Source organism: Halorhodospira sp. 9622 (assembly GCF_022228025.1).
Taxonomy (GTDB): Bacteria; Pseudomonadota; Gammaproteobacteria; order Nitrococcales; family Halorhodospiraceae; genus Halorhodospira; species Halorhodospira halophila_A.
In genome coordinates this window covers 36,326-59,017 of the sequence record NZ_JAJNRE010000016.1, presented here as the reverse complement: position 1 = coordinate 59,017, position 22,692 = coordinate 36,326, and the positions used below count along the sequence as shown (strand labels likewise).

Below are 22,692 nucleotides of genomic sequence, written 5' to 3'. Positions count from 1 at the left end.
CGTAGCGGCCCACCCAGTCCTCCGGGTAGTCGGTCTCCAGGCCGTAGGGGACGTTGATGCCGAGCCCGGCGCGCAGGTCCGGGGCCAGGTCGAAGCCGGCGTAGAAGACCGGGGCGAGGGCGCTCTCGCCACCACTGGCGCTCGCATCGGAGCCAAGCGCTCCGGCGGCCTGCGGGTCATCCGCCTCGAAATCGAAGGTCGGGTCGATGTAGCTGAGGACCAGTTCCGCCTCGGCACCGCGACCGGCGTGTACGCCGAGGGTGGCCGGGTTGAAGAAGGTGTGGCTGATGTCGTGGGCGTCGGCGCTGCGTCCGGCGAAGGCGCTGCCGAGCAGCGAGGCGCTCTGCTCCTGGAGCTGAAAGGCGGCCCCGTGGGCGCTGGTGGCGGCCCCGCCGAGGGCGAGCAGGCAGGGCGCGAGGTAGACGGCGCGACGTGTCGGGTGCATGGTTTTCCTCCTGGCGCTGGGTGTTGTTGTGTCGTTATCAGCGGTGTCCCCGGGGCACCGCGGGTGCACTCGGTGGCGAGCCACGGCACAACGGTAGGCCGGTCTTTGCTGCGGGATCAATAGGTTGGCCGAGCGCGTTGTGTGCACCTGCAGCATCGCCTGGGAGCCAGGCGCCACTCGGCGGTCACGGCCGCTTGATCTGTGCCGGCGGGCTCGTAGACTGGGCGGCACCATCCAGACATGACGGCGGTCTCAGTTGCGCAGACCGCTACAGCGCAGGGACGGAACATGACCGCAGAGACGGACAACGGTGCCGGGATCGGCCTCGAGCACGCCCGGCGCCTCTTCCGGGGCTCACCCCACGGGGCGCTGATCGGCCTGGAACTGGTGGAGCTCGGGGACGATCATCTGATCGCCCGGGTGCCGTACCGCCCGGAGCTGGTCGGCAATCCGGAGACCGGCCACATCCACGGCGGCGTGATCACCACGCTCATCGACCAGAGCTGCGGGGCGGCGGTGCTGATGGCCACCGGCCCGGCGGAGCGGATCGTCACCCTCGACCTGCGGGTCGATCACCTGCGCCCGGCGGCCGCCGGGCGGGACGTCTACGCCCGCTGCGAGTGCTACCGCCTGGCCGGTGAAGTCGCCTTCGCCCGGGCCGTGGCCTACGAGGACGACCCGGCGGAGCCCTTCGCCACCAGCATGAGCGCCTTCATGCGCCTGCGCGAGGGGGTGGGCCGTGGCTGAACTCCTGGAACAGGTCCGCGCCGCGCGTGCGGCCGGCGACTGCCAGCGCCTGACCGACCTCGTCCCCTACGCCCGGCTGATCGGCATGCGCTTCGAGCCGTGTCCGGAGGGCGAGGGGCTGTGCATCCGCCTGCCGTACCGCGACGATCTCATCGGCCGGCCCGGCAGCGGCTCGCTACACGGCGGGCTGCTCGGCGCCTTCCTCGAGCACGGGGCGATCATGCAGATCCTCTGGGAGGGGCAGAGCTGCTACCTGCCGCGGATCATCAACTTCCACGTGGATTATCTGCGCCGCGGGGCGCAGGAGACCACCTACGCCACGGTGGAGATCCGCCGTCAGGGGCGGCGTGTGGCCAATGTGCACGCCAGCGCCTGGCAGTCGGAGCCGCAGCGGCCGATCGCCGCCGCACGTGGCCACTTCCTGCTGACACCGCCGGAGGGGAGCGACGGGATATGAGCGCATCGACGCCGCAGCCGCCGCGGGCCGCCGAGGCCCCCGAGGTCATCGAGCGCTTCGGGGTGCAACTGAACGATCCCTACGCCTGGCTGCGCGACCCGAACTGGCGGGAGGCGATGCTCGACCCCGGGCAACTGCAGCCGGCCATCCGCGCCCACCTGGAGGCAGAGAACGCCTACACCGAGGCAGTGCTGGAGCCGGTGGCGCCGCTGCGCGAGCGGCTCTTTGCCGAGCTGCGCGGGCGGATCAAGGAGGAGGACGCCTCGGTCCCGGATCCCGACGGCCCTTACGAGTACTACGTGCGCTACCGCGCCGACGGGCAGCACCCGGTGGCGTGTCGCCGCCCGCGCGGCGGAGGGGCCGAGGAGGTCCTGCTCGACGGTGACCGCCTGGCCGAGGGGCACGCCTACTTCCAGCTCGGTGACTGGGTCCACAGCGACGATCACCGCTACCTGGCCTACGCCGTGGATACCAGCGGTGCCGAGGCGTACACCATCCGCATCCGCGATCTCGAGCGCGGGGTCGAGCTGCCCGAGTGCCTGGAGCAGGCCCGCGGCGACTTTGTCTGGGCCGGGGACGGGTGCACGCTCTTCTACACCGTCCTGGACGATGAGCACCGGCCGCGCTGGGTCTACCGGCATCGGCTGGGTGATCCGGCCAGCGCGGACGAGGTGGTCTACGAGGAGACCGATCCCGGCTTCTTTATCGGCCTGGAGCGCACCGAGAGCCGGCGGTTTTTGCTCATCGAGACCCACGATCACACTACCTCGGAGGTCCACGCCGCGCCCGCCGACGATCCGGAGGCCGGGTTCCGCTGCCTGATGCCCCGCGAGCGCGGCGTGGAGTACACGGTCAGTGACAGCGGCGAGCACTGGCTGATCCTGACCAACCGGGCGGCGCAGGACTTTCGCATCGTCCGCGTGCCGCTCGAGGCCCCGGAGCCGGGGCGTTTCGAGGAGCTGGTCCCGCATCGCCCCGGTGTGCTGATCCACGACATGCTGCTCTTCCGCGATCACCTGGTGCGCCTGGAGAGCGAGGATGCGCTGCCGCGGATCGTCGTCCGGCGTCTGGCCGATGGCGCCGAGCACAGCGTCGCCTTCGAGGAGGCGGCGTATGCGCTGGGCCTCGCCGGCGGGCTCGAATACGAGACCACCCGGCTGCGCTTTAGCTACTCCTCGCTGACCACGCCGGGACGGGTCTACGACTACGACATGGAGACCCGGGTGCGGAGCCTGCGCAAGGAGCAGGAGATCCCCAGCGGGCACGACCCGGCGGCTTACGTGGCGCGGCGGCTCTACGCCACGGCCGCCGATGGGGAGCGGGTGCCGATCTCGCTGCTCCACCGGGCGGACGTGCAGCCGGGGGCGGAGACGCCGCTGTGGCTCAACGGCTACGGCGCCTACGGCATCAGCCAGCCGGCCGCCTTCTCGCCGCACCGTCTCTCGCTGGTCGATCGCGGCTTCGTCTACGCCATCGCCCACGTCCGCGGTGGCAAGGAGCGTGGCTATCGCTGGTACGAGGCGGGCAAGCTCGAGCACAAGCCGAACACCTTCAGCGACTACGTCGCCTGTGCCGAGCACCTGATCGAGGCCGGTTACACCGGCGCCGGGCGGGTGGTCGTCCACGGTGGGTCGGCCGGCGGCATGCTCGTCGGCGCCGTGCTCAATCAGCGCCCGGAGCTCTTCGGGGCGGCCGTGGCCGATGTCCCCTTCGTCGACGTGCTCAACACCATGAGCGATCCGAGCCTGCCGCTGACCCCGCCGGAGTGGCCGGAGTGGGGCAATCCGCTGGAAGACGAGCAGGCCTTCCGTACGATCCTCGGCTACTCGCCCTACGAGAACGTCCAGGCCCGCGCCTATCCACCGATCCTCGCCACCGCCGGGGTCTCGGACCCGCGCGTGACCTACTGGGAGCCGGCCAAGTGGGTGGCCCGGCTGCGCGCGCTGAAGACCGACGACAATCCGCTGCTGCTCTACACCAACATGAGCGCCGGCCACGCCGGCCCCGGCGGACGCTTCGACTACCTGCGCGAGGTGGCGTTGCGCTACGCCTTCGTGCTCTGGGTCTTCGGTCGCCCCGACGGCTGAGCGCCGGCCCCGGAGGGCGGCGGCTCTGCGGCTGGGTCGGCCGCAGAGCCGCCTAGGGGCGCTTCATCCGCTGCAGCTGCCGGTCGTGGCCGGAGTCGTGGCAGGCCATGCACGTGGGGGCATGCTCCATGTAGCGGTTGTGCCGGGCGATGAAAAAGGGCTGCTCCTCGGCGATGGCGTCGGTGATGTGGCAGTCCACACAGTTCTCGCTGGTCTCCTCGGGGTAGCGGGGCAGGGGGTCGTTGTGGGGATTCACCTGCCCAGTGACGGTCAGCCAGACCTTGCGTGTGCCCTGGATCTTGTCGTAGGCGAAGCCCTTGGTGTGGCAGGCAATGCAGTCCACCTGCTGGTGCTCGCTCTGATCCCACGAGGTCTTCTCGTAGGCGTGGCAGGCCGCGCAGAAGTGGTTGTTGATGGTCAGCTGATGGGCGCCGTAGCCGCCGCCGAGCAGGAGCGAGAGCAGCAGGATCAGCAGCGCGACGATGCCAAGGGGGCCGAGGCGTCTCATCCGTGGATCCTCCGCGTGGCGTCAGCGCAGCCGCTCGTTGCCGTCCCAGACCTTGTCAGCCTCCGGCAGCGGGTCCAGGTACTCCAGCCACGGGTGGGAGGCCAGGTGCTCCTCATCCATCTGCAGCGCCCGGCTGTGCTCCATGATCGGTGGCACCAGCTCCTCGATGGGAGCGGCGAACAGATCCGAGGCGATCGCGTAGTCGCTGGCGCGCAGGGCCAGCTCCACCGCGCGGTTGCTGTACTGCTGCGAGGAGGCCAGGGTATCGAGCGCCTTGCTCGGATTGTGGGCGCCGGCGCTGTTCTCCGCCGAGACGTAGTCCCAGTACCACTGCCCGCGGCGGATCATCTGCCGGGCCTCATCCAGCAAGTCGGCGTCGAGCTGTTCCTCGTCCAGCTCCCGGGCCAGGCGGACGGCCTCGTGGGCGCGCACCGACTTCTCCTGGGCGACGTTCAGCTGCCGCCAAACCCGCTCCTGGTGAGACTCGGTGCGCTCGCGCAGCCAACTCGGCGACTTGTCCTCGTGGCAGCCCTGGCACGATTTCTTGATCATCTCCTCGCTACTCAGCGGCGAGGTCAGGTGGTGGGAGGTGATATCGGCCCGGCCCTTGCTCACCCGCGGCATGTGGCAGTCGGCACAGGCGACGTCCGCCTCGGCGTGCACGCTGCCCTGGTACATCTCGAACTCCGGGTGCTGGACCTTGATCATGGGTGTCTCCGAGACCGGGTGCACCCAGTCGACGAACTGCCCCTTGAACCCGTCGCGCTCCGGGTCACCGTCCTCCTTGAACTCGAACATGTCCCCCGGGTCGAGGCCCTCGTCCCAGGGCAGGTGCGGCTTGGCGGCCACGCCGTGATCGCCGTCCTCGAAGTAGTACTCCACGTGGCATTGGGCACAGACCAGCGAGCGCATCTGCTGAGTGGACTTGTTGCGCCAGTCCTTACCCTGGCGCTCCAGGTACGCCTTCAGCGGGACGCTGGTGATCCGTAGCCGCATGTCCTCGTTCGGGTCGTGGCAATTGGTGCAGCCAATGGCGTGATCCGCCGGATCGTGGATCTTGCGGTAGTCGTGGAAGTTCGAGGACCAGAAGTCGTCGCCCTTGGCCTCGAGCAGCTGTGGCATGGTGTTGCCCTTGCAGTTCCAGCAGGTGGCCGGCAGGTCCGCCTGTTCGCTGTAGCGGTTGATCCGGTCGGTGGTGGTCACGTCGATGACCGCATAGGTGTGGCCGCGGGCGCGCTCGTAGTGCCACGAGAAGGGGTAGCCGAGCCACAGGTTCTTCAGGTACGGCTGGGCGTGCCGGTAGCCCTCGGGCAGCGGGCTCTCGCCGTCGTGCTTGTGGTGGGGGACCGAGCCGCCGTACTCGGTCATCACTGTGTCGTCCCAGTTCTTCTGGTACGAGCGATACTGCGGCAGGTGCCGGAAGGCGCTGTTGCCGATGCCCAGATCCCACGCGTCGATCTCCTCGGCGGAGGTGTCGGCGTCGCCGTCCTGATGCGCCGCTGCGGCCCCGGTGGGGGCGCTCCCATCGCCGTTGCCGGCAACGGCCAGGGTCAGGCCGACGATACCGCCGATCAGGATGAGACCGAGTATCACTGTCGTGAACCGAGTTGCCCACTCGCCCATCGTCCCACTCCGTGGTCGATCGGATTGATCATGATCATCGTAGTGCTCGATGAGCGGAGCCGTCCAATACAGAACCTTGCATGTTCCTTCGCCCGGCGGCAGCCTTGGATGCTGGTTCAGTCCGACCATCCATTGCAGAGCAGGGGAGGAGCAACATGGCCGAGACCAGGCAGGGGCCGCCGGGCGGGAAGAAGCAGCGGCCGAGGAATCTGCCGCGCTGGGCCAGCTGGCTGCTGGCGCTGGGGATCATCTTCGGTGCCGCGGGCCTGATCTGGCAGAGCTTGCCGGGGGGCGGTTTCAGCACCGACCTGACCCGGATCGGGCAGGGGGAGCCGATCGGCGTGCTCACGCACGAGACCGCCAACCCGACCAGCATGGGGATCATGGATCAGCTCGATGGGCTCAGCGAAGAGGAGCGGGCCGGCGTGTCGTTCATCGTGGCCGACCTGGGGACCCCTGAGGGGCAGGCGTTCGCCGAGCAGTACGGGGTAAGCACCGCCGGGGTGTTGATGTTCTTCGACGGCGAGGGCGCGTTCCAGGATGCCCTGGCTCCGCCGCGGGATGCGTCGGAGATCCGCGATATGGCTCAGGAGGTGGTGGACAACTGATTCATTCCCGCGTCGGGGGGGGGGGGGGGGGGGGGGGGGCCCCCCCCCCCCCCCCCCCCCCCCCCCCCACGGCCGGATCAGCCCTCGCCGTCCGGCAGCTGCCGCAGGTTCGACTGGATCGCCTGCGCCTCTTGGGAGTTCGGCGGTACGACGTCCAGAAGCTCTTCCCAGTAGGATCGGGCCCCCTCGTAGTCCGCGTTGTTGTAGGCCGCGGTACCAGCCAGCCACAGCGCGCGGACGTTCTCCGGATCGATCTCCAGGGCGCGCTGGAGATACTCCATGGGTTCACCCTGCAGGTTGCCGGTGGTCGCCGCCAGGATATCGGCGTACTCGGCGAGAAGGTTGGGGTCGTCGTCCGCACCCAGATCCAGCGCCCGCCGGAAGGCGTTCTCGGCCTCGTCGAGGTTCTCCAGGTAGATCATGGTGCGGCCGTAGAGGACCCATCCGGTGGGGTCGTCGGGGCTCTGCTCCAGCCGATCACGCAGCTGTTGCGCCATGGCCTCGATCTCGTCCGGGTCGTGCTGTTGCGGCTGCCCCGGTGCGCCAGACTGCTGCTGGCGATCCGGCGTGGTCGGAGTGCCAGCCTGGGTGAAGGCGCGCTCGTCGCCAAGGGAGTGGTACATGGACAGCGCCATCACCGGCACGGCCACGGCACTGACGGTGGCCGCCGCGATGACCACCCCGCGGCGGGCGCGCGGCAGGTAGCCGGCTTGCTCCTCCTCGCTGTCGACGGCCCCGCTCTGCACCAGGTCCCGATCGAGATCCGCGATGGCCGCGTCGTACTGGGTGCGGCTCAGGGTGCCGTTCTCCAGATCCTGGTCCAGCTCGCGGATACGGTCCCGGTGGATCGCTGCGTTGACCTGCCGACGCGACTGCGTCCGCGTCCGCGCGGCATCCCGCAGCAGCGGGAAGAGCACGAAGATCAAGGCGAGGGTGCAGAGGACCACAACGGCCCCTACGAAGGCTCCACTCATCGATTCCCCCTTGGGTTAGTCGCCGCGCCGGAAACGTTCCAGCGCCCGCCGCTCGGATTCGGTCAGATCAGTCTGCGCCGCCTTCTGCTGACGGTGGCGGATGACCTGCAGCCACGCCACGCCGCCGATGACCAGCAGCAAAAAGGGGCTGACCCAGAGCAGGGCTGTGTTCATCTGCAGCGGCGGGTTGTAGCGGACGTAGTCGCCGTAGCGCGCCGTCATGAAATCGACGATTTCGTCCTTGTCGTAGCCATCGACGGTCATCTCGTAGACGCGGCGGCGCATGTCCCCGGCCAGCTCTGCCGGCGACTCGTAGATGGTCTCGGTCTGGCAGACGGTGCAGCGCAGCTGCCGGACCAGGGTGTAGTACTGCTCTTCCTGCTCTTCGGTCTCGAAATCCAGCGGCTCGCCAATGGAGACCGCGCCGGCCGGCGCGGCCACCGCCGCCCCGGCGAGCAGGAAAAGCGCCACGAGCAGCCCTCGAAGACGCTGCCCGGTGGTGTCGCCGCGGCGCGCCTGCGACGCTGCAACCAGAGTTACGCTCATGACCGCTCCGCCTCCAGTTCCTCGATCAAGGGCAGGATGTCGTTGCGCAGTACCTCGGCGTTCACCGGCCCGATGTGCTTGTGCCGGATGACGCCTTGGGCGTCCAGCAGATAGGTCTCGGGGGTGGCGTACACGCCCCATTCCATGCCCGCCTCCGCCCGCGGATCGTAGGCGATCTCGCGGAACGGGTCGCCGAAGAGATCCAGGTAGCGCTGGGCACTCTCCCGGCTGTCACGGTAGTTGAAGGCGTGGATGGCGATGCCCCGCTCAGCCAGCTGGCGCCAGTAGGGGTGCTCATGGCGGCAGCTCTCGCACCAGGACGCCCAGACGTTGACCAGGGCGATCTCGCCCACGAAGTCCTCCCGGGTCAGGGTGACCCCGGAGTCGCGCAGCGACTCCAGCTCGAAGGCTGGTGCCGGTTGGCCGACCAGCGGCGAGGGCAGGCTGCGCGAGTCCAGGCTCAGGCCCACGTAGAGCAGGCCGAGGACCGGCAGGGTCAGCAGCAGCGGCAGCAGCAGTCGCTTGTTCATGATGACGGCTCCTGCGCCGAGGCCGGTCCCACCACGCGGTTGTCGTTGCTGTCGACGTGGGCCTCGGAGACCGTGCGCCGGTCGCTGGCCATGCGGTAGCGGCGATCCGCGGCCGCCAGGAAGCCGCCGAAGGCCATCAGCAGGCATCCGGTCCACATCCAGAACATGTACGGCTTGTAGTAGAGCCGCATGGTCCACGCCCCCTCGCCCAGATCATCACCCAGCGATACGTAGACATCGCGGGTCATGCCGCGGTTCAGCGAGGCCTGGTGCATGGGCATCTGCGGCTGCGAGTCGTAGTAACGCAGCTGCGGGCGGAGGACGTCGATGACCTCGCCGTCCTGATTGAGGACCTCGACGGTGGCCTGCTGGGCATCGAAGTTCGGCCCGCGGACCACCTCGCTGTCGAGCATGCGGAACTGGTACGCCCCGGCGGTGGCCGTCTCACCCGGGGCCAGGCGTACGTCCCGCTCGACCTCATAGGTGTTGACCATGGCGATGGCCATGACTACCAGGGCCAGGCCGCCGTGGGCCAGGTGCATGCCGAAGAAGCTCGGGCGCAAGGCCGCCTGCAGCGCCTTGCCAGCCCCCTGTTGACGCCGCCGGCTGAAGCGCCGGAACAGGTCCACCGCAGCGGTCAGCAGGATCCACGCCGCCAGGCCGAGGCCGAGGGCGGTGAGCGGGTTCCAGGCGCCCATGGTCAGCGGCCAGACGCCGCCGATCAGGGCACTGACCAGCAGCACCCAGCGCAGCTGGCGGACCGTCTCCATGGGGTCCGACTGTTTCCAGGAGACCACCGGCCCGATGCCGATCAAAAACAGCAGCGGTAGCATCAGCGGCATGAACACCGCATCGAAGTAGGGCGGGCCCACCGAGATCTTGCCCAGGTCAAAGGCGTCCAGGGCCAGCGGGTAGAGAGTGCCGATGGCGATGGCCGCGCAGGCGACCACCAACAGCACGTTGTTCGCTAGTAGCAGCGATTCCCGCGAGTACCAGCCGAATACGCCGCCCAGCCCCACCTTGGGGGCACGCCAAGCGTAGAGGGCCAGGGACCCCAGCAGGGTGACCGCCAGGATAGCGAGCAGGAAGACGCCGCGGTCGGGGTCGGTGGCGAAGGCGTGGACCGAGGTGATCACGCCCGAGCGGACGATGAAGCCGCCGAGGACGGTCAGCGCGAAGCTGACGATGGCCAGCATCACGGTCCAGACCTTGAAGCCGCCGCGTTTCTCGGTCACCGCCAGTGAGTGGATCAGGGCGGTGGCCGTGAGCCAGGGCAGCAGAGAGGCGTTCTCCACCGGGTCCCAGAACCACCAGCCGCCCCAGCCGAGCTCGTAGTACGCCCACCAGGAGCCGAGCCCGATACCCAGGGTCAGGAAGCCCCAGGCGGCTGTGGTCCACGGCCGCGACCAGCGCGCCCAGGCGGCATCGAGGCGACCGCCAATGAGCGCGGCGACGGCGAAGGCAAAGGCGACCGCCAGGCCCGTATAGCCGATGAACAGCAGCGGTGGGTGGATGATCATCCCCGGATCCTGGAGCAGCGGATTCAGGTCCGTGCCCTCGGTCGGTGCCGGGAAGATGCGCTCGAACGGGTTGGAGGTCAGGGCAGTGAAGGCGATGAACGCGACGGCCACCATGCCCAGCACCGCCAGCACCCGGGCCAGCATCTCCCGCGGCAGGGCGCGGCTGAATACCGCCACGGCCACCGTCCAGGCGCTGAGGGTCAGGACCCAGAAGAGCATCGAGCCCTCGTGGCCACCCCAGACACCGGTGATCTTGTAGACCAGCGGCAGCGCTGCGGCCGAATTCTCGGCCACGTAGCGGATCGAGAAGTCGTTGGTGACGAAGGCCGCCGTCAGGATCAGGTAGGCGACCAGCAGGAAGACGAATTGCCCGACGGCCAGCGAGCGGCCCGAGTTCATCAGCCGGGCATCCCCGGTGGCCGTGCCGACCAGCGGGAGGATCGACTGGATGACGGCCAGGCAGAAGGCCAGGATCAGGGCAAAGTTGCCGAGCTCACCAAGCATCGTTAATAGTCCCCGGCTTCATCGAAGGAGTGTTCGACCCGGTCCAGGGCCTCCTGCGCCTCGGCCGGCATGTAGTCCTCGTCGTGACGTGCCATGACATTATCGGCCTTGAACACCCCGTCGGAGGTGATCCGGCCCTCGACCACGACGCCCTGACCTTCGCGGAAGAGGTCGGGGAGGATGCCTTCGAAGTCGACGGGTACGCTCGCCTCGGTGTCGGTCACGTGGAAGCGGACCTGGGTGGAGGCGCTGTCACGCTCCACGGAGCCGTCCTCGACCAGTCCGCCGATGCGAAAGTGCCGTTCCGGCATATCGGACTTGGCCATCACCTCGGACGGCGTGATGAAGAAGGTCATATTGTCACGGAAGGCATTGAGCACCAGCGCCGTGGCGACACTCACCCCGGCGACCACACCGAGTACCAGGAACAGCCTCTGGTGTCGCTTCTTCATCGTTCACTCCCCCTGCGATTGTGCGGCGGTCGTGCGCCGCGACTGCCGCTGAAGCATGGTCTGCAGGTGACGGCGGCGGCGGCTGACCAGCAGCCACTCGACGAGCAGTACCGCGGCCACCATGCCGAACGACCCCCAGACGTAGGGCGCGTGTCCGCCCATGGCCAGAAAATCACCGATTCCGTCCCACATCAGGCTTCTCCTCCGGACTCCGCGATGCGCTGTTCACGCGCGGTCTCGTCAGCAGCCCGCTCGCGCTGGTCGCGGGTGAGGGTGCCGGCGGCTGCCGCCCGGGCCCACTCCTTGCGCGACTCCCGGCTCATGGCCTCGGCCTGGGCGCGTCGCAGCACGATGGCCGCCGAGTAGATCCAGAAAGCCGCGGTCATCAGCAGCAGCGCAGCGAGCATCGAATCGGCCATGCTCGGCCCGTCCGCCCGGATGACCGAGGCGCCCTGGTGCAGGTTGTACCACCACTCTACGGAAAAGTAGATTATCGGTACGTTGACCGCGCCGACAATAGCCAGCAAGGAGGCGGCCCGACCGCCTTTCTCGCGGTCGTCCGAGGCGGCGTGCAACGCGATGTAGCCGAGAAAGAGGAAGAGCAGGATCAGCGTCGAGGTCAGCCGCGCGTCCCAGACCCAGTAGGTGCCCCAGGTGGGCGCGCCCCACAGGGCGCCGGTCCACAGGCCCAGGAAGGTCATCAGCGCTCCGGTCGGGGCGATGGCCCGGGCCATGATGTCGGCCATCTTGATCCGCCAGATCAGGTAGATCGCCCCGTATAAGGCCATCAGTAGATAGAGGAACATCCCCATCCACGCCGCCGGGACGTGGATGAACATGATCCGGTAGCTGTTGCCCTGCTGGTAATCCGGGGGTGCGACAAAAAACCCCACGTAAAGGCCTGCCACGGCGAACAGGGCAGCGGCCGCCCAGAGCCAGGGCACCAGGCGCTGGGCCAGCACGTGGAAGTTGGCTGGTGCCGTGTACTTGAGCCAGGGAATGGGTCGAGCGGTCATGCAGTTATCCCGTCGTTCTCCGTAACGCGTCTACGTCACTACGCCTTCGATCCCGGAAACGGGTGTCAAGTTCCCGTTACGCGGATGCTCTCGTCTCAGTCCAGGGCAATGCGCAGCGCCCCGGCGATCGCCAGGGGCACCAACGGCAGCGCCAGGGCCAGCATGGCACCGAGCAGCGACAGGTGCGCCTGATAAGAGGCGTCGAACATCGCCTCTGAAACCGCCCCCGCGCCCAGCACTAGGACCGGCACATATAGGGGCAGGATAAGCAGTGCCATCAGCGCCCCGCCGGCCCGCACGCCCAGGGTCATGGCGGCCCCCACCGCGCCAAGCAGGCTCAACACCGGGGTCCCGAGCAGCAATGATAGCGCGAGTACCAGCAGTTCCGCCCCCTCCAGACCCAGCGAGTAACCCAGGGCCGGGGAGAGAATCACCAGCGGCAGCCCCAGGGCCAGCCAGTGAGCCACGACCTTGGCCAGCGCCACCAGGGCCAGGGGCTGTGGCGACAGGGCCAGTTGCTCTAGGGTGCCGTCGCGCCAGTCATCGGCGAACAGCCGGTCCAGCGAGATGAGGCTGGCCAGCGCTGCCGCCACCCACACCCCGCCGGGCGCTAGCGTGCGCAGCTTGTCCGGCTCGGGGCCGATGGACAGGGGAAAGAGGGTGATGACGATCACGAAGAAGGCAACGACGGTCAGTACGTCCTGACGGCGCAGGACGATGAGCGAAACGTCGCGCCGCAGGAGTGTCCAGAGAGACCTCACCATGGTGTCGTTCTAGTCCAGATCCAGGATGCGCGGCTCGGGCAGGCCGTCGATGGATTGATGGCTGGTAGTGATGACCAACCCCCCGTGCTGCAGGTGGCCGGCGATGCGCTCGAAGAGCCACGCAACGGCGCGCCGGTCCAAGGCGGTCAGCGGCTCGTCGAGGATCCACAGTCGCGCCGGCGAGAGCAGCAGGCGGGCCAAGGCCGTGCGTCGGCGCTGGCCCTGGGAAAGGTACCGGACTGGGATGTCCTCGCGTCCGGCGAGGCCGGCCTGCTCGAGGGCGTCGAGGCGTTCGTCCAGAGAGCTCGACTCACCGCGCAGCCCCTGGTGGACCTGCAGGTTCTCCAGTGGGGTCAGCTCGTCCTTGACGGCGTCGCGGTGGCCAACGTAAAGCATTTGCCGGCGGGCCCGGTCATCGAGCCGGCGGACCTCCTGATCGAGCCAGTGGATGCGGCCACGGGCCGGTTCGGTCAGGCCGCAGAGGGTGCGCAGCAACGTCGTCTTGCCGCTGCCGTTGCGCCCGCGTACGAAAAGTAGCTCGCCGGGGCCGAGGGCGAAGGAGACCTCCTCGAAGAGGAACTCCTCGCCGCGGCGGCAGGCCAGGTGCTCGACGCGCAGGCGGCTGGCCGCAGCGTCGGTCTCGCCGCGAGTGTACTGGTTGTTCGGTGTATCGCTGCGTAGGGCGTCCATCGTCGGTCCCGGGTTGCCTCCGATGCCCTGTGGCGATCGCGCTCAGGGTATAAAAAAGGGAGCGCCAGCCGGCGCCCCCTCGTCGCTCCGCCTGGCAGGCGGAGCCGCTCGCCGAAGTGCGAGCAGCTTACGCCGGTGCGTAGACCGAGCACCAGCCCTCGCCGTGCACCAGCACGTCGGTGAAGCTCGGATGCTCGCAGTAGCCCCAGTCGCCGTCCACGTAGTCGACCCAGAACTGGCAGTTCTCGCACAGCTGCCCTTCCTGGAAGCGGGCGTGGTCGGTGTCGGCGGCGTCGTTCACGTAGTCGTGATCGTGGTCATCCTCCGCCTTGGGCAGGTCTTCCACGTCATCGGGCAGGCCGGCAACGGCGGTGCCCTTGGTCACCAGCGTGGCCAGCGGAATGGCGGCCACGGCCATGGCGCCGTTCTTAAGGAACTTGCGGCGGTCACCGTCGATCGGGTTGCTCATGCTCACCCTCCTGTCGGTTTTCTCTTGGGTGTCACGGTGGGACACGGACTTTATCAATTGGTTCCGCGCCGCCCCCCGGGGCGCCGTTCCAAGCGGGGGGGGGTCGCGATTCATGTCCGCGCCACGCAAGCTGTAACCTTACTGGTCCATCCACCGCCAAGGCAAACGGAGTCAGACCCTGAGACGTCGATCGACACTGCTGCGCCTGGTGCGCATGCTCGAGCCGTACCGCTGGCGCCTGGCCGCTGCGGCCGCAGCGCTGCTCGTCGCCGCCGGAGGCGTGCTGGCCATCGGCCAGGGGCTTCGGCTGGTCATCGATCACGGGTTCGCCGATGGCGATGCGGCGATGCTCGATCGTGCGCTGCTGGCGACCCTGGCGATGATCCTCATCCTGGCGCTGGCCTCGGCAACCCGCTACTACCTGATCACCTGGATCGGCGAACGGCTGGCCGCGGATCTGCGCGAGCAGCTCTTCCGCCGCCTGCTCCGCCTGGAGCCGGCCTTTTTCGAGCGCACCGGGGCGGGCGAGGTCCAGTCCCGGCTGACCGCCGACACCACGGTCCTGCAGAATCTCTTCGGCTCGGCGCTGTCGATCGCCCTGCGCAACGCCCTGACCTTCGTCGGCGCCCTGTTGCTGCTGTTCGTCACCAGCCCGCGCCTGGCCACCCTGGTGGTGGTGGGCATTCCGCTGATCCTGATCCCCATCCTCTGGTTCGGGCGGCGGGTGCGCAGCCTCTCTCGGGACAGCCAGGACCGGGTGGCCGACGTGGGCCGTTTCGCCGGTGAATCGCTGCACGCCATCGGCACGGTCCAGGCCTTCGGCCATGAGGCCGAGGACCGCAAGCGCTATGCCGAGCGGGTGGAAGAGGCCTTCGCGACCGCCATCCGTCGGACCTGGCAGCGGGCGTGGCTGACCGGCGTAGCCCTGCTCTTCGTCTTCGGCGCGGTCGGTGCCGTGCTCTGGCAGGGCGGTCACGATGTGCTCGCCGGGCGCATGACGCCCGGGGAGCTGTCGGCGTTTGTCTTCTATGCGGTGCTGGCCGCCGGGTCGGTGGCCGCCATGGCCGAGGTGGCCGGAGAGATCCTGCGTGCCATGGGGGCCACCGACCGCATCTTCGAGCTGATCGATGCGGAGCCGCGGATCCGGGCTCCGGACCGCCCGCGAGCGCTGCCGCACCCGGTGCGTGGCGAGGTGCGTTTCGATGGCGTGACCTTCGCCTACCCGGCGCGGGCGCATCAGCCGGCACTGCGTGGGGTGACCCTTTGTGCGCACCCCGGCGAGCGACTGGCCCTGGTGGGACCGTCGGGGGCGGGTAAGAGCACGCTGCTGCAGCTGCTGCTGCGCTTTTACGATCCGGATGCCGGTTGCGTGCAGCTCGACGGGGTGGACCTGCGCGACCTGGATCCGGGGGAGCTGCGCCGCTGCACCGGGCTGGTTGCCCAGGAGCCGGTGCTTTTCACCGGGACTGCCGCCGAGAACATCCGCTATGGCCGCCCGGAGGCCGGCGATGCCGAGGTGCGTGCAGCAGCGCACGACGCCAACGCCCTCGGGTTCCTCGAGCGGCTGCCGCAGGGGCTGGATACCGAACTCGGCCCCAGTGGGGTCCAGCTCTCCGGCGGTCAGCGCCAGCGCGTCGCCATCGCCCGCGCCATCCTGCGCGACCCGGCGGTGCTATTGCTCGACGAGGCCACCAGCGCACTGGATGCGGAGAGTGAGCAGGCCGTGCAGCAGGCGCTTGAGCGCCTCATGGCCGGGCGGACGACCCTGGTCATCGCGCACCGGCTGGCCACGGTCGTGGCCGCCGACCGCATCGTGGTCCTGGACCAGGGGCGGGTGGAAGCCCAGGGGACCCACAGCGAGCTGCAGCAGCATAGTCCCCTGTACCGGCGCTTCTGCGCCCTGCAGCTGGGCGGGGCCGAGCCGGCGAAGGCCGACAGCGGAGCCAGCGTGTCATAATGACGCAGACTGGCCAGGAGGTGGTATGAACCGGGTGACCGACGAGCCCATCGCACTCGAGCCGCTGCTCGCCGATACCGCCGACCCCGCGGCCGGCGCCCTGGTGGTTTTCGGCGGGACGGTCCGCGATCACCACGAGGGGCGGCGCGTGGCGGCGATTGCCTACTCGGCGTACCGCCCCATGGCCGAGCGCGTGCTGGCCGAGCTGGAGGCCGAGGTGATCGAGCGCTTTGGTGTCGGGGCTTGTCGCATCGTTCATCGCGTCGGCGAGTTGGCCATCGGTGAGGAGAGCGTCGTCGTCGTGGTTCGAGCTGCCCACCGGGGTGAAGCTTTCGAGGCGGCCCGTTACGCCATCGACACGCTCAAGGTGCGGGCGCCATTCTGGAAGGACGAGCATTATGAGGACGGAACCCGCGCGTATCAGCAGGGGGTGCCGCTGACCCCCCTGACCGGCGCGGATGGGAAAACGACTGCCGGGGGAAAGGTATGACGAATCTCACCCGTGAGGCCGTGGAGCAGGCTCTGCGCCAGGTCCGGGATCACTATCTGGGCACCGATCCGGTCTCGGCCGGCTGCGTTGACGAGATCGCGATCGACGACGAGAGCGTTCGGGTGGTGGTGCAGCTCGGCTACCCGGCCGGGGGCTATCGCCAGACGCTGGGCGAGGAGCTGCGTGCCGCCATCGAGCAGGGGACCGGGGCGCAGCAGGTGCAGATCTCGGTGCAGACGCGCATCCACGCCCATGCGGTTCAGCCGGGCGTCAAGGCGCAGGACGAGATCAAGAACATCATCGCCGTCGCCTCCGGAAAGGGCGGTGTGGGCAAGTCGACGGTCACGGCCAATCTGGCCCTCGCGCTGCAGGCCGATGGCGCCCGGGTCGGGGTGCTCGACGCCGACATCTACGGGCCGAGCCAGCCGCGCATGCTCGGTGTGCGTGGCCAGCCGGAGTCCCGGGACGGCAAGCACATGCAGCCGATGCTCGGCCACGGCATCCAGGTGATGTCGGCCGGCTTCCTGGTCGATGAAGAGACCCCGATGATCTGGCGAGGGCCCATGGTGACCCAGGCCCTGGAGCAGCTGCTCACCGAGACGGCCTGGGAGGGGCTTGACTACCTCATCGTGGACATGCCGCCGGGGACCGGGGACATTCAACTCACTTTGGCCCAGAAAGTGCCGGTCAGTGGCGGCGTGATCGTCACCACGCCCCAGGACATCGCGCTGCTCGACGCACGCAAGGGGTTGCGCATGTTCGAGAAGGTGGATGTGGCCGTGCTCGGTATCGTCGAGAACATGAGCACGCACATCTGCTCGAACTGTGGCCATGAGGAGCACATCTTCGGCAGCGGTGGCGGCGCCGCCATGGCCAGCCAGTACGGGGTGCACCTGCTCGGATCGCTGCCGCTGGATATCACCATCCGCGAGCAGTCGGACAGCGGCCACCCCACCGTGGCCGCCGACCCCGACGGGCGGATCGCTACCGATTACCGGCACATGGCGCGCAGCGTCGCGGCCCAGTTGTCGTTGCGCGAGCGCAGTTCCGGCAGCGCCTTCCCCAACATCGTCGTCGGTGATTCCTCCGAGTAGCCAGCGGCCAGCCGGGCGCGTTGTCTAGCGCGCCCGGCTGGTGACGTAGGCGGCGAAGCGATCGAGCAGCGCCGTCGCCTCCGGCGTGGCCGCGACCTGGCGATAGAGCGCGCGCGGGTCGAAGCCCTCCCGGCGCAGATCCGGGCGGCGATGGAAGATGTAGCCGCGGGTGATGGCGGTGTCGAACTCCGGGTGGAACTGGACGCCCCAGGCGTGACGCCCCCAACGGAACGCCTGGTGGGCGTCGTGCTCGTTGGCGGCGAGAACGACGGCGCCCTCGGGCAGTTCCAGCACCGACTCCTCGTGGGTGACGTGGGCTGCGAAGCGCTCCGGCACGGGGGCGAACAGGGGGTCGTCGGCGCACGGTGCCAAGCGCTCGACGCCGACGGTGCCGATCTCGCGGCCGCGTGGGTTGGGGCCGGCGCGGCCGCCGAGGCCGTGGGCCAGCAACTGGTGGCCGTAGCAGATACCGAGGATCGGGATATCTTTGCCGGCGGCTTGCGCGAGCCAGTCGGCGGCGGCTTCGCTCCACGGTTCACGATGCGAGACCATCGCCGGTGAACCAGTGACCACGATACCGGCCGGGTGAGCCGGTTTCGGCAGGGATGCGGGTCCGGCGGTGGCGTCCACGGTGCGCCAGGGAGCACGCCCCAGGCCGGCGCCGATCCAGTCCTCGAAGTCACCCTGCCGGCGCAGTGCAGGGAGGGTGCGTCCGGTCTTGACCACCCAAATGGTTCCGTCGGTGGTGTGCTCATTCGTCATGCCCGAAAGCTCCTTATCGGTCCTCTCCAATCCCGGCGTGGGGTTGCGGAGGATTGTGCTACTGGGCCAGCCGGTTGCGTCCGCCCTTCTTGGCCCGGTAAAGGGCTTGATCGGCGGCCTGTACGACGGCGTCGGCGTCTGTCGCGGTACTGCTGTCGGCGACGCCGATGCTGATGGTGATTTGCGTCTGCTGCCGCCCGCGCTTGATGCCCCGTTTGCGGCTGCCGTGCCGGTCATCGGCCGGCCGGTCGTTACCCCGGAGGCGGAACGGGGTGCTGGCGATCGTCTCGCGCACCGTTTCCAGCGCCTCGACGACCTGCTCCGCGGTGCGCCCCGGGAAGACGACCGCGAACTCCTCGCCACCGTAGCGGAAGGGGTGCCCGCCCGCGCCGACCCGGCCGATGTTTGCCGCCACCCGACGCAGCACCTGGTCCCCGACTTCGTGTCCGTGGGTGTCGTTGAAGGACTTGAAGTGGTCGACGTCGGTCATGGCGATGGCGTAGCTTCCGCTCAGTCCCTGCGTCAGGCTGTCCATGGCGCGCCGGTTCGGTAGGCCGGTGAGTCCGTCGCGGAACGCCATGCGGTGGGCTTCCTGTAAAACGGCGACAAGCAGGAGGAAGAGGGCAACCGCGCCCAGCAGGGTGGGCAGCACCAGCTCGCCGCCCCTTGCAAGGGCCAGTTCCAGGCCGAGGGTGGTGGTCAGCAGCGCGCTGAAAGCGCCCACGTGGGCCGGGGTGGGGTCGAGCAGGGCCCACAGGAGCAGGCTCGCGGCGGCCAGCGCGGCGAGCAGCAGGCCCTGTTCGGGCAGGCTGCTCCAGTCGGCCAAGCCAAGCGGCAGGAAGGTGGTGGCGGCCAGTGCTTCCAGCCAGTCGGGCTGGTAGCGGAACAGGCCGAGGACGAGCAGGGCTTGCAGCGCCAGGGCGGCGCAGCGCCACAGCCCGGCTCGGCTGAGCAGGCCCCGGTCATCGAGCAGGGTCAGGATCAGGAGGTTGATCGGCAGCAGGATGGCGGCCGCCGTGACCCCGTGGGCCGGTGACGGCGCAACGCCGATCCCGCTGATGGCCAGGCTGATGGCGGCGGCCTGCAAGGCCAGGTTGGCGCGCCGGTAGAGCAGGGCCAACACCGCCACCATGCCGCCGGCGATGGCGAGGAACTCGAACGAGTGGGCCTCCAGCAACGCGATCGCCGGGCGCGGGAAGGGGGCGTCAAGCAGGACGATCCAGGCCGCCAGGGCGGCCAGGAACAGCAGGTGAAGCAGCCAGGTCGAGCTGAGCAGGCGTTGCACGGCGGCCATTGCGTCTCCATCCGGGGCGCGCGGCACCGGCGCGCGCAGCTCAGGAATCGTAGCCCCACAGCGAGGCGAGCTGGAAGCGCTGCGCCAGCTGATGGGTGGGCTCCAGTGAGTCGACGTTGGGCATGTCCGGCTGGCTGGTGTCGCGATAGAGCGGTCGTGCCGTGGGCTGGCCGTTGGCCTTGATCAGGACGGCCACGACCGGGTTGGCGCCGCGGTTGCCGCGCTGGATGACGACGCCGCGCTCGCCGCTGTCCAGGGCGACGAAACTGCCTGCCGGATAGATCCCGATGGTCTGGATCAACCCGGAGAGGATGTCGCGGTCGTAGATCCGGCCACTCTGATTCATCAGCTCGAGCAGGGTCTCGCGGACCGCCGTGGCAGGCCGGTAGACACGGTTGCTGATCATCGCCAGATAGGTGTCGGCGATGGTTAGGAGCCGTGCCCCGCGGCAGATTTGAGTACCGTGCAGGCCAGCCGGGTAGCCGCTGCCGTCGAGCCGTTCGTGGTGCTCGGCGACGACCCGGAGCCAGATCGGGTCCTCGACCCCGGCTGCCGACAGGCGTTCCACCGAGCGCAACGGGTGCTCTTCCAGGTCCCTGCGCTGGGCGTCGTCGAGTGGTGCACTCTGGCGATCAAGGCCATCCTGCGTCTCGAGCATACCGATGTTCGCCGAGAGGGCGGCGAGGACGATGGAACGCCGCTCGCTGTCCGGGATGTCCAACTGGCTGCCAACGACATCGCAAAGGATCGCCTGGCGGATCGGGTGGCGGATCGAGTAGGCGAACGCCTCATCGAGGTGGGCAGCCCCGATGGCCGCATCGGCGTCGCGCTCGACCAGGTCGCCGATACGGCTGGCGAGGTGGTCGAGGCGACGCAGGAAGCGGTCGTTATCCTCGCCCAGCCACTTGAAGGTCTCCTGCAGCGCGCGGGAGATCTGATAGATCAGGTCGAAGGGGTTGCGGAAAGCGGCCAAGGCGAGCTCGCGCCACCGCGAGACCCCGCCGGTCTCTTGACGCCGGGCGGCCACGTGGTAGGGCGTCCGGCCGATCTGCAGGAGCCGCTCCAGCTGCTCGCGGGAGCGCAGAATCGAGCCGCGCCGCAGCAGTAGGTGCCCGTAGGCGTCCTCGATGTCGTAGGGCACGGGCTTTCCGAGCGCCAGGTCGTCGGCTTGAACGGTGGCCCGCTTGGTGGGGATGGCCCGCTGGTTCATGGTCTCAGGCTCGTTGTCCGGCTCCGACCATTCTACCAGCCTATGCGTGGGTATACGCCCGCGGAACGAACCGGCCCTGGGCGGGGCTGTGCGAGACTCCATGGAGGAACGGTGTTTTTGGAGGCGTTGATTCTTGTCGTCATGCTGGGGGGCATGCTGCTGATCGTCGGCTACACGGTGGTCACGGGCATCTCGCCGCTGCCCTCCACACGTCTGGGGCAGGAGCTGGTGATTGCTGCGCTACCGGCCGAGCTCGAGGGAACGGTGATCGAGGCTGGCTCTGGATGGGGCGGGCTTGCCCGAGCGGTGGGGCGACGGTGCCCGCGGGCCCGGGTGATCGGGTACGAGCTCTCGCCGCTGCCGTGGTTGTTCGCCTGCCTGCTGCAGTGGATCCGGCCGGTGCCCAATGTCGAATTCCGGCGCCGCGACCTGCGCCAGGTGTCCTTCCGTGATGCCCGTGCGGTGGTTTGCTATCTGCACCTTGAGGCGATTCGCGAGCTCGAGCCGCGATGGCGCCGGGAGTTGCCCGCCGGGGCGCTGGTGGTGAGCAACACGTTCCGCATCCCGGGCTGGCAACCGTGCGCCGTGCACCGGCCGCCCGTGCGCCTGGACGCCCCGGTCTATCTCTACCGGATTCCGCGGGCCTGTCGCGCTCGTTTGGACGTGTGCGGCTAGCTCAGCGGTGGCCGTGGCGCTGTCTGATCGCCTCGATCTCGGCGCCCCGGCGCAGGAAAGCCTCCACGCACTCCCCGCACAGCTTGCCCGCCTTTGCCTCGGCGCGCAGGGTCTCGGCAGCCTCGGCGAAACCCCAAGGCCGTTTGTAGGGGCGCTCGCTGGTCAGGGCGTCGAAGACGTCGGCGACGGCCACAATGCGCCCCTCCAGCGGGATCTGCTCGCCGCGTGCACCGGTCGGATACCCGCTGCCGTCAAGGCGCTCGTGGTGGTAGGCGACGATGTTGCGCATGATGGCCGCCCGCCGGTCCTCGCTCAGCCCCAGCTCCTCGGTCATCGCCAGCACCATGGCCACGCCGCGGCTGACGTGCTCGCGCATCTGCGCGAACTCCTCGTCGGTGAGCCGGCCGGGCTTGAGCAGGATGCCGTCGGGGACGGCAATCTTGCCCACGTCATGCACCGGGGCGAACTGATAGACCATCTCGATGTATTCGTCGCCGAGACCGTGAGCTGCGGCCAGCTCGAGAGCGATCAGTCGGCTGTACTCCGCCATCCGGGCGAGGTGGCCACCGGTCTCGTCGTCCCGCGCACGGCCGAAGGCCATGGCCGTGCGCGCCGCGCCGCGCAGGGTCTGCGTGGTGCGGATGGAGGTGATGGCGAGCAAGCGGGCCAGGTCGATGTAAGGCGCCAGCCGCTCGACGACGGCCTCCGAGAAGTAGCCCGGCCGCCGGGAGTTGAGGAACAGGAAGCCGAAGAAATTCTCGTCGTGCTGCAGCGGCAGGATCATCCCGGCGCGCAACCCGCTCTCGCGGATGCTGACGGTGTGCGGTTTCGGGCTGGGGTGTTCCCGGTAGTCGTCGATGATGCGCACCTGCGGCGCCTCGGCCAGGGCGCGCAGGGTGGGGGCCTCGCCCAGCCGGGTCTCGTAGTGATCCAGGGGGCTGGGAGCATCGCCGCCGGCGCCGTAGGTCTTGAGACGGTTGGCGTCCGGTTCGTAGATGGCGACGGCGATGCGGTGGATCGCGCCGCCGGGCAGCGCTTGGTTGATATGGCAGCGCAGGCGTTCAAAGCGCTCGCTAAGGCGCAGGTGCGGTTCCTGGTCGCTCAGCGGCAGGGTATCCAGCGCGTCGGTGACTATGTCACCCGCCTGGGGGCAGGGTGAATTCGCGTCTGTGCCCATGACATCTCCGTCGGGGGGTCGGGAGGGGTCGCGGGCGTCCATACCCTTCTTTGATACGGCGCAATTGTGCCATAAAGTTCGAGGTTGTGGCCA

25 protein-coding genes are annotated in these 22,692 nt (G+C 68.8%); 8 read left to right on the top strand and 17 right to left on the bottom strand.

Features of this window, described 5'->3' with window-relative positions; genetic code table 11:
• Window positions 1-445 (bottom strand): OmpP1/FadL family transporter (locus LRG07_RS09895; protein WP_238642265.1); only part of this gene is annotated, 445 nt, incomplete at its 3' end.
• 288 nt (window positions 446-733) lie between these two features.
• Between LRG07_RS09895 and LRG07_RS09890 the strand changes: the two genes are divergently transcribed.
• Genes LRG07_RS09890 through LRG07_RS09880 form a run of 3 tightly spaced genes read left to right on the top strand, consistent with a single transcriptional unit; the run spans window position 734 to window position 3,736 of the window.
• Window positions 734-1,192: a PaaI family thioesterase gene (locus LRG07_RS09890; protein WP_201241945.1), complete on the top strand. Its 459-nt coding sequence runs from the start codon at window positions 734-736 to the stop codon at window positions 1,190-1,192.
• Window positions 1,185-1,649, top strand: coding sequence for a PaaI family thioesterase (locus LRG07_RS09885; RefSeq protein WP_238633240.1), 465 nt, complete (start codon window positions 1,185-1,187; stop codon window positions 1,647-1,649). Before LRG07_RS09890 ends, LRG07_RS09885 begins: the two co-directional genes overlap by 8 nt.
• Window positions 1,646-3,736, top strand: a complete 2,091-nt coding sequence (locus LRG07_RS09880; RefSeq protein ID WP_238636483.1) for a S9 family peptidase — start codon at window positions 1,646-1,648, stop codon at window positions 3,734-3,736. The genes LRG07_RS09885 and LRG07_RS09880 overlap by 4 nt, the downstream gene beginning before the upstream one ends.
• 52 nt (window positions 3,737-3,788) lie before the next feature.
• Here LRG07_RS09880 and LRG07_RS09875 read toward each other — a convergent pair whose 3' ends face one another.
• Together LRG07_RS09875 and LRG07_RS09870 are read right to left on the bottom strand one after the other, a co-directional pair.
• Window positions 3,789-4,244, bottom strand: a complete 456-nt coding sequence (locus LRG07_RS09875; protein WP_238642264.1) for a NapC/NirT family cytochrome c — start codon at window positions 4,242-4,244, stop codon at window positions 3,789-3,791.
• Between the two features lie 21 nt (window positions 4,245-4,265).
• Complete coding sequence (locus LRG07_RS09870) at window positions 4,266-5,867, bottom strand: ammonia-forming cytochrome c nitrite reductase subunit c552 (protein ID WP_238642263.1); 1,602 nt, start codon at window positions 5,865-5,867, stop codon at window positions 4,266-4,268.
• A gap of 155 nt (window positions 5,868-6,022) precedes the next feature.
• Between LRG07_RS09870 and LRG07_RS09865 the strand changes: the two genes are divergently transcribed.
• Window positions 6,023-6,475: a hypothetical protein gene (locus LRG07_RS09865; RefSeq protein WP_201241941.1), complete on the top strand. Its 453-nt coding sequence runs from the start codon at window positions 6,023-6,025 to the stop codon at window positions 6,473-6,475.
• Window positions 6,476-6,552: 77 nt separating this feature from the next.
• On the opposite strand, the gene ccmI is transcribed toward LRG07_RS09865, so the two are convergent.
• From ccmI to LRG07_RS09815, 10 genes are all read right to left on the bottom strand, one after another.
• Window positions 6,553-7,449, bottom strand: a complete 897-nt coding sequence (gene ccmI, locus LRG07_RS09860; protein WP_238642262.1) for a c-type cytochrome biogenesis protein CcmI — start codon at window positions 7,447-7,449, stop codon at window positions 6,553-6,555.
• A gap of 15 nt (window positions 7,450-7,464) precedes the next feature.
• Complete coding sequence (locus LRG07_RS09855; protein ID WP_201170428.1) at window positions 7,465-7,995, bottom strand: cytochrome c-type biogenesis protein; 531 nt, start codon at window positions 7,993-7,995, stop codon at window positions 7,465-7,467.
• On the bottom strand, window positions 7,992-8,525 hold the full coding sequence (locus LRG07_RS09850; RefSeq protein ID WP_201170425.1) for a DsbE family thiol:disulfide interchange protein: 534 nt from the start codon (window positions 8,523-8,525) through the stop codon (window positions 7,992-7,994). Before LRG07_RS09850 ends, LRG07_RS09855 begins: the two co-directional genes overlap by 4 nt.
• Window positions 8,522-10,549: a heme lyase CcmF/NrfE family subunit gene (locus tag LRG07_RS09845; protein ID WP_238642261.1), complete on the bottom strand. Its 2,028-nt coding sequence runs from the start codon at window positions 10,547-10,549 to the stop codon at window positions 8,522-8,524. The genes LRG07_RS09850 and LRG07_RS09845 overlap by 4 nt, the downstream gene beginning before the upstream one ends.
• A 2-nt stretch (window positions 10,550-10,551) precedes the next feature.
• Window positions 10,552-11,001 (bottom strand): cytochrome c maturation protein CcmE, encoded by a 450-nt coding sequence (gene ccmE, locus LRG07_RS09840; RefSeq protein WP_238642260.1) that lies wholly within the window; start codon window positions 10,999-11,001, stop codon window positions 10,552-10,554.
• A 3-nt stretch (window positions 11,002-11,004) separates the two neighbouring features.
• Window positions 11,005-11,193 (bottom strand): heme exporter protein CcmD, encoded by a 189-nt coding sequence (gene ccmD, locus LRG07_RS09835; protein WP_201170419.1) that lies wholly within the window; start codon window positions 11,191-11,193, stop codon window positions 11,005-11,007.
• Entirely contained in the window at window positions 11,193-12,017 is an 825-nt protein-coding gene (locus LRG07_RS09830; RefSeq protein WP_201241938.1) for a heme ABC transporter permease, read from the bottom strand. Before LRG07_RS09830 ends, ccmD begins: the two co-directional genes overlap by 1 nt.
• Before the next feature lie 95 nt (window positions 12,018-12,112).
• Window positions 12,113-12,781, bottom strand: a complete 669-nt coding sequence (gene ccmB, locus LRG07_RS09825; protein ID WP_201170415.1) for a heme exporter protein CcmB — start codon at window positions 12,779-12,781, stop codon at window positions 12,113-12,115.
• Between the two features lie 9 nt (window positions 12,782-12,790).
• A complete protein-coding gene (ccmA, locus tag LRG07_RS09820; RefSeq protein WP_238633923.1) occupies window positions 12,791-13,471 on the bottom strand; it encodes a cytochrome c biogenesis heme-transporting ATPase CcmA in 681 nt (226 codons plus the stop codon).
• Between the two features lie 127 nt (window positions 13,472-13,598).
• The gene (locus LRG07_RS09815) at window positions 13,599-13,940 is read right to left on the bottom strand and encodes a high-potential iron-sulfur protein (protein ID WP_201241936.1); all 342 of its coding nucleotides are present in this window, start codon (window positions 13,938-13,940) and stop codon (window positions 13,599-13,601) included.
• A gap of 178 nt (window positions 13,941-14,118) precedes the next feature.
• Between LRG07_RS09815 and LRG07_RS09810 the strand changes: the two genes are divergently transcribed.
• The 3 genes from LRG07_RS09810 to apbC are packed head-to-tail and all read left to right on the top strand — an operon-like array spanning window position 14,119 to window position 17,481.
• Complete coding sequence (locus LRG07_RS09810; RefSeq protein WP_370641531.1) at window positions 14,119-15,897, top strand: ABC transporter transmembrane domain-containing protein; 1,779 nt, start codon at window positions 14,119-14,121, stop codon at window positions 15,895-15,897.
• Between the two features lie 25 nt (window positions 15,898-15,922).
• A complete protein-coding gene (locus LRG07_RS09805) occupies window positions 15,923-16,387 on the top strand; it encodes a molybdenum cofactor biosynthesis protein MoaE (protein WP_201241934.1) in 465 nt (154 codons plus the stop codon).
• Entirely contained in the window at window positions 16,384-17,481 is a 1,098-nt protein-coding gene (gene apbC, locus LRG07_RS09800) for an iron-sulfur cluster carrier protein ApbC (protein WP_201241933.1), read from the top strand. Before LRG07_RS09805 ends, apbC begins: the two co-directional genes overlap by 4 nt.
• 24 nt (window positions 17,482-17,505) lie before the next feature.
• On the opposite strand, the gene LRG07_RS09795 is transcribed toward apbC, so the two are convergent.
• Genes LRG07_RS09795 through LRG07_RS09785 form a run of 3 tightly spaced genes read right to left on the bottom strand, consistent with a single transcriptional unit; the run spans window position 17,506 to window position 20,747 of the window.
• The gene (locus LRG07_RS09795) at window positions 17,506-18,243 is read right to left on the bottom strand and encodes a glutamine amidotransferase (RefSeq protein ID WP_201241932.1); all 738 of its coding nucleotides are present in this window, start codon (window positions 18,241-18,243) and stop codon (window positions 17,506-17,508) included.
• A 58-nt stretch (window positions 18,244-18,301) separates the two neighbouring features.
• The gene (locus tag LRG07_RS09790) at window positions 18,302-19,537 is read right to left on the bottom strand and encodes a diguanylate cyclase (protein WP_238642258.1); all 1,236 of its coding nucleotides are present in this window, start codon (window positions 19,535-19,537) and stop codon (window positions 18,302-18,304) included.
• Window positions 19,538-19,577: 40 nt separating this feature from the next.
• Window positions 19,578-20,747 (bottom strand): HD-GYP domain-containing protein, encoded by a 1,170-nt coding sequence (locus LRG07_RS09785; RefSeq protein ID WP_238642257.1) that lies wholly within the window; start codon window positions 20,745-20,747, stop codon window positions 19,578-19,580.
• Between the two features lie 117 nt (window positions 20,748-20,864).
• On the opposite strand from LRG07_RS09785, the gene LRG07_RS09780 reads away from it, so the two are divergent.
• Window positions 20,865-21,422 (top strand): trans-aconitate 2-methyltransferase, encoded by a 558-nt coding sequence (locus tag LRG07_RS09780; RefSeq protein ID WP_201241930.1) that lies wholly within the window; start codon window positions 20,865-20,867, stop codon window positions 21,420-21,422.
• 1 nt (window position 21,423) lies between these two features.
• Here LRG07_RS09780 and LRG07_RS09775 read toward each other — a convergent pair whose 3' ends face one another.
• A complete protein-coding gene (locus LRG07_RS09775; protein ID WP_201241929.1) occupies window positions 21,424-22,599 on the bottom strand; it encodes an HD-GYP domain-containing protein in 1,176 nt (391 codons plus the stop codon).
• Window positions 22,600-22,692: the final 93 nt, after the last annotated feature.

Coding starts and splice junctions, on each gene's coding strand:
- LRG07_RS09890 (WP_201241945.1), top strand. CDS start 734: ATGACCGCAGAGACGGACAACGGTGCCGGGATCGGCCTCGAGCACGCC.
- LRG07_RS09880 (WP_238636483.1), top strand. CDS start 1,646: ATGAGCGCATCGACGCCGCAGCCGCCGCGGGCCGCCGAGGCCCCCGAG.
- LRG07_RS09875 (WP_238642264.1), bottom strand. CDS start 4,244: ATGAGACGCCTCGGCCCCCTTGGCATCGTCGCGCTGCTGATCCTGCTG.
- LRG07_RS09870 (WP_238642263.1), bottom strand. CDS start 5,867: ATGGGCGAGTGGGCAACTCGGTTCACGACAGTGATACTCGGTCTCATC.
- LRG07_RS09865 (WP_201241941.1), top strand. CDS start 6,023: ATGGCCGAGACCAGGCAGGGGCCGCCGGGCGGGAAGAAGCAGCGGCCG.
- ccmI (WP_238642262.1), bottom strand. CDS start 7,449: ATGAGTGGAGCCTTCGTAGGGGCCGTTGTGGTCCTCTGCACCCTCGCC.
- LRG07_RS09855 (WP_201170428.1), bottom strand. CDS start 7,995: ATGAGCGTAACTCTGGTTGCAGCGTCGCAGGCGCGCCGCGGCGACACC.
- LRG07_RS09850 (WP_201170425.1), bottom strand. CDS start 8,525: ATGAACAAGCGACTGCTGCTGCCGCTGCTGCTGACCCTGCCGGTCCTC.
- LRG07_RS09845 (WP_238642261.1), bottom strand. CDS start 10,549: ATGCTTGGTGAGCTCGGCAACTTTGCCCTGATCCTGGCCTTCTGCCTG.
- ccmE (WP_238642260.1), bottom strand. CDS start 11,001: ATGAAGAAGCGACACCAGAGGCTGTTCCTGGTACTCGGTGTGGTCGCC.
- ccmD (WP_201170419.1), bottom strand. CDS start 11,193: ATGTGGGACGGAATCGGTGATTTTCTGGCCATGGGCGGACACGCGCCC.
- LRG07_RS09830 (WP_201241938.1), bottom strand. CDS start 12,017: ATGACCGCTCGACCCATTCCCTGGCTCAAGTACACGGCACCAGCCAAC.
- ccmB (WP_201170415.1), bottom strand. CDS start 12,781: ATGGTGAGGTCTCTCTGGACACTCCTGCGGCGCGACGTTTCGCTCATC.
- ccmA (WP_238633923.1), bottom strand. CDS start 13,471: ATGGACGCCCTACGCAGCGATACACCGAACAACCAGTACACTCGCGGC.
- LRG07_RS09815 (WP_201241936.1), bottom strand. CDS start 13,940: ATGAGCAACCCGATCGACGGTGACCGCCGCAAGTTCCTTAAGAACGGC.
- LRG07_RS09805 (WP_201241934.1), top strand. CDS start 15,923: ATGAACCGGGTGACCGACGAGCCCATCGCACTCGAGCCGCTGCTCGCC.
- apbC (WP_201241933.1), top strand. CDS start 16,384: ATGACGAATCTCACCCGTGAGGCCGTGGAGCAGGCTCTGCGCCAGGTC.
- LRG07_RS09795 (WP_201241932.1), bottom strand. CDS start 18,243: ATGACGAATGAGCACACCACCGACGGAACCATTTGGGTGGTCAAGACC.
- LRG07_RS09790 (WP_238642258.1), bottom strand. CDS start 19,537: ATGGCCGCCGTGCAACGCCTGCTCAGCTCGACCTGGCTGCTTCACCTG.
- LRG07_RS09785 (WP_238642257.1), bottom strand. CDS start 20,747: ATGAACCAGCGGGCCATCCCCACCAAGCGGGCCACCGTTCAAGCCGAC.
- LRG07_RS09775 (WP_201241929.1), bottom strand. CDS start 22,599: ATGGGCACAGACGCGAATTCACCCTGCCCCCAGGCGGGTGACATAGTC.